Here is a 7,679-nt window from a genome sequence, read left to right as displayed (position 1 = left end):
GTGCAATAAGATTTTAAGTCATTTATTTACAAAGAGGGTTAGAGAGCGCTGCGCTTTTCGCGTGAGCAAAATCTACATCTACAACATATATCAAACCAAAGCGTTACCAATTTTGCATTTCGACTATGCGTGATTGCGTTCGTGCATATTCAAAGCTCAACTTTTTACCTTTATACAAATGTTCAATGTCGGTCTGTGCATTTATCACCAGCAATTTATGGCAATCGTAAAACTCATCCACTAAAGCAATAAAACGACGCGCTTCGTCATCTAAAGTATGCTCATCGAGCGTTTGCTTTTCGCGTTGGTAACTGTCTTCAATACCATGCACAATAACTTTACCCGTTGCTTTTACACCCATTTTTGGCACGTTTGATAAATACAAAACATCAAATTGTTTTGCTAAAAACATATAATCGTTAGCACTACGAGGGCCTGAGCACAGCGCCATAAAATCAATCATTAATGCGTTATCGGCTTTTAGTAGGAAGAGTAACTCACGTCCATGCACACTAATTGTGTTGCTTTGTACTGCTGTAGGATAGTCAATTAAAAATGCAGATTTAAACGCTGACTCAGATAAGCCAATAAAATAGTGACTACTTTTTTTACCGTGTCTAAAGCGATGATCTTCCTCTCCCGCCACGTTAATAATATGACAATGATTATTGACTAAATCGATAGTAGGTAAAAACCGTGCACGTTGTAAGCCATTGTAATAAAGCTGCTCAGGCTTTGCGTTCGATGTGGCCACCAGCACGACACCTTGTTCAAACAACGCATTAAATAACCTAGCCATAATCATGGCATCACCAATGTCGCTCACAAAAAATTCATCAAAACACAGTACGCGAATATTTTTAGCCCACTGTTTTGCAATTAAATTTAATGGATTTTTTTGACCTTGCAATTGCGCTAGTTGAGCATGTACTTGCGCAATAAAGTGATGAAAATGTAAACGCTGCTTTTGAGTAATAGATAAGTGCTTATAAAATAAATCCATCAACATAGATTTACCACGCCCAACGGGGCCATACAAATAAACACCTTTTATTAATGGCGCTTTTTGCCACCAATTATGATGTGCTTGTACTTGCTCACTTAAGGTATTTAATGCGCTCACTGCGTTATGCTGAGCAACATCAAAGCAAAGCTCACCAGAGGCGACTTTTGCTTGATATAGACTTAAAATTTGTGTGCTGTGCACTGTCATGGTATTTCACTATCGGCTATAATCGCCCTCATTGTAGCCGACTAAAAATGTGAACCAAAATGAAATTCCCTTGCCGCTTAGATAAATTTATTAGCCACTTAGCAGAGCTACCTCGCTCAAAAGCCCGTGCTAGTATAAAACGCAAAGAAGTAAGCGTTAATGGCGAAGTGGTAACCTCATATGACTCTCATATTACTCAGCAAGACGACGTGCTTTTTCAAGGCTCCCCGTTGGTATTTTTAGGTAAACGCTACTACATGCTAAATAAACCAGTTGGTTACGTTAGCGCCAATAGCGACGAGCTTCACAAAACAGTATTTGATTTACTCGATGAGCCAAACATGAGTGACTTTCACGTGGCTGGTCGCTTAGACATAGACACCACGGGCTTAGTGATTATTACAAACAATGGCGAGTGGTCGCATAAAATCACCTCACCTAAAAGTAATAAATTTAAAACCTATTTAGTCGAAACCCAAGAACCCATTACCGATGAAGCACTTGAGCAATTGCGCACAGGTGTCATGCTACATAATGAAAAAGATTTAACGCGCCCTGCTATTGCCGAACGACTTGCTAATTACGGGCTGCGTTTATCAATAAGTGAAGGTAAATTTCATCAGGTTAAGCGTATGCTTTATGCCGTAGATAATAAAGTTGTTGAACTACACCGCGAACAAATTGCAGGCATTAAATTAGATGAAAACCTAGCAAGTGGTGAATATAGATTACTAACAGCAGACGAGATAAAACTGTAAAAAACAATACAGCGAAGTGTAAAACCTCACCTAGAACACAAATTTGCCACCTAGGTGTGCGCGCCACACTGAGAAATAAAAATCACTTCTCCTTGTTTTCTCTGTGTCATCGGTGGTGATAACAATCTCTTTTTCACTTTAATAAAAAAATTAAGACTTTATCTGAACTAAATCAAAGTCAGCCATACCAGGCACAATTGCTTGCAGGCGTGATTCCGTTACATCAAGTACATTTAGATATTCGCAGTATTCAGAGGCTTTAAGCTCAAGTTGATGCGCTTTTTTTTGTAATGACTTATCAATTTCTTTGGTAATAATATCCATTCGTTCACCCATGTCGTTTATGCGATCTTCTATATTGCCTTCGCGCGATTTAAACGCATCCCCTAACGACACTAAAATAGCGCCAAGGGAACCATGTACCGCAGAGTGTATTTTTTGACTGATCTCTTTAGTAAAAAAATCATCAATTTGAGAAAGTGATTGTGGTGCTATAAAAAAGAAGTCGTCGCCGCGCTTAAATTTATCCATTAGCGCGCGCTCTACATATTGAAGTTGGGTTTTAAGTACTTCGGGTTCTTTGTCTGACATGCCTTCGACTACATGTTCTATCGCACTTAAACCTAAATTAACGCCATCGGTGGCTAAATTAACTAATTCAGGAACTGTGTGGCGAATACCATTACTAAATTGTTCAAGTACTTTGCTTTCATCGTCGCTCAAATCAACCCAATAACCACGAATAAACAACTGGTTATTATTATTAATTTGCACACGTGTTTGGCCTTTATCAACAATACGAATTACATCGTCGGTAATAATTAATCCATGCCTTAGTTCTACATCGCATTGTGCTTGAGCTAATACACTGGTGCTTGTAAGAGCAATGGACAACGCCAATATCGAACGAGATAAAAACGCCATAAACACCTCAAAAAGACCAAAATGGAAGGCAGGTAGGTTAACAAAAAACCCACTTTATGCAAGTAAAAGTAATGGCAGGAATACAAGCGTCGAGTTAATAAAGCGCGGTGTGAAACCTCACCTAATTCAGCGCAAACACCACTGCGTAGGTGCTATTTCACATCGCGCTCATTTAGAATTCACCGCCTAGGGCACAGAGGCGATTCGCGCTACACCAACAAAAAAAAGTGCACTTTTCCTTGTCTTCTCTTTCACTTCTCTGTGATGATAATAATCTTTTATTTACTTTAATAAGTGTTTAGCTACAACACGATTTAACGCAGAGCCTTGCACAGCAAAAAGGAAACAATATTTACTGCTGATTGTCTCCTTTTGGTAATAATATATTCAAATTGGCGAACCAGGTGGTATTGGTAACGCTTTAAAATTACTAGACCACTTACCCGTTTTTATAAATTGATTTACTTGATCCGCTAAATATTGCCTAAACGCACTTTCGCCTGTGCTGGTATGACTCAGCATTGAATTTTGATTAAAATCTTCACTTAACTTCACCAAGTAGTAACTCAACTGCGCTTGTACTTCCGGGCTTACTGCATCGTTTGCGACTAAATCAGCCATCGTTTTTGCAGTTAAAAACTGCACGCGTTGAGTAATTTTACCCATCATAGTGTTTGGTGATGATACGTTAAATACTTGGCTATACAATTGCTCTAATAGCTCATCTAAGCTGTAAAAATCATTACTACGCGCTTGTTGCTGCGCTAGGCGATTTAAGCGCTGGGCATTTAATAATAAAGATAAGCTATGTTGTACAGCAACTTCTGGTAACGCCATTGCATCGAGTGTTAAACCAGTACGCCCGACTATACTTTCACGAGACTTAGACTCGCCATATGCTTTTGGGGGAATAAGCGACAAAACAGACTCTGGTAACAATAAGTTACTTGGCTTAAGCGTTGCAAAAATAGCGTTTACCGCTTCTTGCTGTGTTTTTTTATTAACAACTTGTGCCCCTTTTACGGGTGAGTCACCGCGTGTTTCGTATTCGTAATCAACACCCGCTATAAGTTTAACCGCAGCCTCAACCTGAAAACGATGAAATAAGTAAAGTGGAACTAGTTTTTCCTCTAACTGCGATAAAGAATCGCCCGTTTTAATATTATTAATACCAAACTGCGAAAGCGCTTTTTTACGAACATCTAGTACTCTTAAAAGCTCCTGTGAAGGGTTAGTACCGTTATCCCATAAATGAGCCGTTGGATGCGCGCCACCTTTAGCACGAGCGTCGCTATCTGATATAAACTCAAGCCCTTTTGCTTTGTTCTCTTTTAATATAGCGACAAGCTCTGCACTTTCATCTTGATTAGTAAAATCGCTGTAGCCATATTTAATTACTTGAGTATCCCATATGCCCATGCCCGTTGCATAACCGCGTGTTACATCAAGCTTACCTTGTTCATTAAAACTAAGTAGCGGATGTGGGTAATCCATAACAGAAGCTCTATCCCCCACCGATGCTGCAAAGTTATGAGCAATACCTAACGTGTGGCCAATTTCATGCGCACTTAATTGACGAATACGATCAAGCGCCATCGCTTGTAAGTTTTTAGCAACTTCATTGCCTTTTAAATAAGGAGCAGCGAGTGCTTCAGCAATTAAAATATCTTGGCGAACACGCAATGAGCCAAGTGTTACATGCCCTTTAAGAATTTCCCCTGTACGAGGGTCAATTACAGAACTTCCGTATGACCAACCTCGCGTTGCTCGGTGTACCCATTGGATTACGTTGTAACGAATATCCATAGGATCGGCACTACTTGGCAGCACTTTCACTATAAATGCGTTTTTGTAACCTGCGGCATTAAATGCATCATTCCACCACTTCCCACCTTCAAGTAACGCGCTTTTTACAGGCTCTGGCACGCCGGGATCTAAATAATAAACAATAGGTTCAACTGGCTCACTAATAGGCAGACTCGAATCTTTTTTAACTAAACGATGGCGTGGTATATAACGCACGTACATAGATTCACCAAGCGATGCTGCGTAATCTTTATGTTCAATGCTCCAAAAACCTGATTGCGCATTAAACTTACGAGGCGTGTAGTTATCATCTGGTAATTGAATAAGTGAATGATGCATATGAACCGTAAGGGCGTATGGGTCTGCGCTTGCTTGGCGAACAAACTCACCTGGTTTTGTGCCTTTAAATGTAAGTACGGCTTCAAGCTCGGTATTTTTTACAAATGCTTTTGAACGATTCATATAAACCGCGCTACGCGACTCATCAAGGCTAAAGTTACCTTGTTTACGCGCAGCAAGCGTTCTGCTTACGCCATGCACATCGCTTAATAAGTAAGGCGTATAGTCTATCAATGCGGTTTTTGGGTCTTCAGCAACCACTTTAAAGCCAGCAAGTATGCTTGATGCAAACGCTTCTTTAATACTTTGCTGTTCAGCCTTGTTGCTTGTATTTGCACGATAGTAAGTATTTACAGCGCGTAGCATTACTTTGTCACCAAAACGCTCAAACTGCACAAGGTGGGTATTACCAAGCTGACCTCTATCAAGGCCTATATCGTTAGAGCCAATACCGTAAGGCAAGCTTTGTTGCAGTAAAAATTGCTGTTCAAACTTATCAACTTTTAAATATACTTTTCCGTTTTGGGTATCGTAAAAAAATGAATAATAGCCCGGAAAATGATTCATTTGCGTAGTAAATTCATCAATTGACTTAATTGCTGCGTGCGCTTGAGTTATGATAGAGCACAGCACAGTAAGGAATATGTAACATAATAGTGGTATTTTTTCATAATCTTATCTTTGTTATTTGTGTTTTAAGTACGATTAGGTGGTCCCATTATAGGGTGCTATTTAAACAATACAGGTATTTAAGACGAATTTCAGCGCTTTAAGCTAATCTCTCTCACTTTGTGATTAGTTTTAATATTTTATTAGGAAAATAAAATGCGTAGACTCCCTCCAGTATTACTTGAAGACGGTTGCCCAAGAGAACTTTTATCATTAATTCGAACAATTTTAGCGGCATGTAAAGAAATATCGTTTCGTGTTGGCCAAGGTGCACTTTCGGGTGTATTAGGTTCAACGCTTGATGAAAACATTCAAGGCGAAACGCAAAAAAAACTCGATGTATTATCTAATCAGCTGTTAAAAGATATTTTACTGGAATCAGGAACGGTTAAAGCAATCGCTTCTGAGGAAGAAGACTACACAGTAGCAGGCAATCAAGATGCTAAATATATTGTTGCATTTGATCCCCTTGATGGCTCATCAAATACCGATATAAACTCACTTGTAGGTACTATATTTTCTATTATGGAAGCGCCTGAAGGTTCTGATGCTGCTGATGAAAGTATTTTTATGCAGCCAGGTCACAAGCAAGTTGCAGCAGGTTATGTACTTTATGGCCCGTCGACCATGCTTGCGCTTAGCACGGGTAAAGGCACGCGTATGTTTACCCTTGATAAAACGCAAGGCAGCTTTTTACTAACACAAGATTTTGCTGACATTCCTGCTGATACTAACGAATTTGCTATTAACGCGTCTAATCAACGCCATTGGCAACCAGCAATGCAAAGCTACATTAATGACCTAGAAGCGGGTGATACCGGCCCTCGTGCTAAAAACTTTAATATGCGCTGGATTGCAGCAATGGTGGGCGATGTTCATCGCGTACTTAGCCGTGGTGGTATTTTTACTTACCCTACCGATACTAAAGATCCAAACAAACCTAATAAACTGCGCCTACTTTACGAAGCAAACCCAATGGCTATGCTAGTAGAGCAAGCTGGCGGCATCGCTTCAACCGGTACCGAGCGTATTATGGATATTCAACCCGATGCAATCCACCAGCGAGTAGCCGTTATTTTAGGCTCTAAAAACGAAGTAGAAACGTGTTTGGGATATCATAAGTAAACACGTTGTCAGTTTAGTAAAATAAAAAATCGCGCTTACAACAGCGCGATTTTTTTGTACGGAAATAAATTAGCTTATCAAAGCAATAAGTTGTGTTAACTTTTGCTTATTAAGCTCTCCCATTTGCTCACTATTACTGAGCGCATAAATAAAACCTTCGTGCTCAGCACAATCAATATCATCCCGCGATTCAATTACGTTTGCCCAAAGCTCTAAATCATCCAAGTCTATTTCGTTACTTAAACAACGTTTTAACACATCAATTAAAGTCTCGGTTGTGAGAGTATAATGAGTTTTATCGCTATCAGCAGGGCTTGAAACAATAACCGATATAGCTTCGTCCCTTTGCTCGCCAAACGTAATAAATTTAGCTAATGCTTTTTGTGTATTCATAATATTTGTTATTCTTGGCTCACTGTTACTAAAAAGAATTATAATGACTCAACTTAACTGCACTCAATGCCATACCACTGTAACGTGTAATGTAGATAATATATCGGCATGTTGGTGCAACGAACTGCCTGCTATTTTACCGCTAGACACCTCAGCAACAAGTTGTTTATGCCGCAAGTGCACACTTAATAAAATAAATACTTTTTTAGAGGGTGTTTACACACAACCTATTAAAACCCAAATAGACTTTGCAAAACAATTTAGAGGTAACGACAATTTAATCGAAGAGCTCGACTACACCATGCAAAATGGCTACATGGTATTTAGTAAGTGGTTTTTTTTAAAGCGAGGAACCTGTTGTAAAAATGGCTGTAAAAACTGCCCTTATGGTTTTAGAAAGTAAAGGCTATTTAATACAAATACGAGTAAGCATTGGTTTTTACCTTCTGATC

General features: G+C 39.3%; 7 protein-coding genes. 3 read left to right on the top strand and 4 right to left on the bottom strand.

Annotation, left to right across the window (positions count from 1 at the left end; genetic code table 11):
• Positions 1-103: 103 nt before the first annotated feature.
• Positions 104-1,213, bottom strand: a complete 1,110-nt coding sequence (gene zapE / locus P20652_RS12010; RefSeq protein WP_008167530.1) for a cell division protein ZapE — start codon at positions 1,211-1,213, stop codon at positions 104-106.
• A 59-nt stretch (positions 1,214-1,272) separates the two neighbouring features.
• Here zapE and P20652_RS12015 point away from each other — a divergent pair, with 59 nt between their 5' ends.
• Positions 1,273-1,971: a pseudouridine synthase gene (locus P20652_RS12015; RefSeq protein WP_008167528.1), complete on the top strand. Its 699-nt coding sequence runs from the start codon at positions 1,273-1,275 to the stop codon at positions 1,969-1,971.
• 150 nt (positions 1,972-2,121) lie between these two features.
• Here the strand turns inward: P20652_RS12015 and P20652_RS12020 are convergent, their stop codons facing one another.
• Complete coding sequence (locus P20652_RS12020; protein ID WP_008167526.1) at positions 2,122-2,895, bottom strand: YggN family protein; 774 nt, start codon at positions 2,893-2,895, stop codon at positions 2,122-2,124.
• Between the two features lie 387 nt (positions 2,896-3,282).
• On the bottom strand, positions 3,283-5,607 hold the full coding sequence (locus P20652_RS12025; protein WP_237707106.1) for a zinc-dependent metalloprotease: 2,325 nt from the start codon (positions 5,605-5,607) through the stop codon (positions 3,283-3,285).
• A 258-nt stretch (positions 5,608-5,865) separates the two neighbouring features.
• Here P20652_RS12025 and P20652_RS12030 point away from each other — a divergent pair, with 258 nt between their 5' ends.
• Positions 5,866-6,834: a class 1 fructose-bisphosphatase gene (locus P20652_RS12030; RefSeq protein WP_008167519.1), complete on the top strand. Its 969-nt coding sequence runs from the start codon at positions 5,866-5,868 to the stop codon at positions 6,832-6,834.
• 69 nt (positions 6,835-6,903) lie between these two features.
• Here the strand turns inward: P20652_RS12030 and P20652_RS12035 are convergent, their stop codons facing one another.
• On the bottom strand, positions 6,904-7,227 hold the full coding sequence (locus tag P20652_RS12035) for a hypothetical protein (protein ID WP_008167517.1): 324 nt from the start codon (positions 7,225-7,227) through the stop codon (positions 6,904-6,906).
• Positions 7,228-7,270: 43 nt separating this feature from the next.
• On the opposite strand from P20652_RS12035, the gene P20652_RS12040 reads away from it, so the two are divergent.
• Positions 7,271-7,630, top strand: coding sequence for a DUF5522 domain-containing protein (locus tag P20652_RS12040; protein WP_008167516.1), 360 nt, complete (start codon positions 7,271-7,273; stop codon positions 7,628-7,630).
• Positions 7,631-7,679 lie beyond the last annotated feature (49 nt).

It is taken from the genome of Pseudoalteromonas sp. BSi20652 (assembly GCF_000239855.1).
Taxonomy (GTDB): domain Bacteria; phylum Pseudomonadota; class Gammaproteobacteria; order Enterobacterales; family Alteromonadaceae; genus Pseudoalteromonas.
This window is presented reverse-complemented; position numbering and strand designations above follow the sequence as displayed.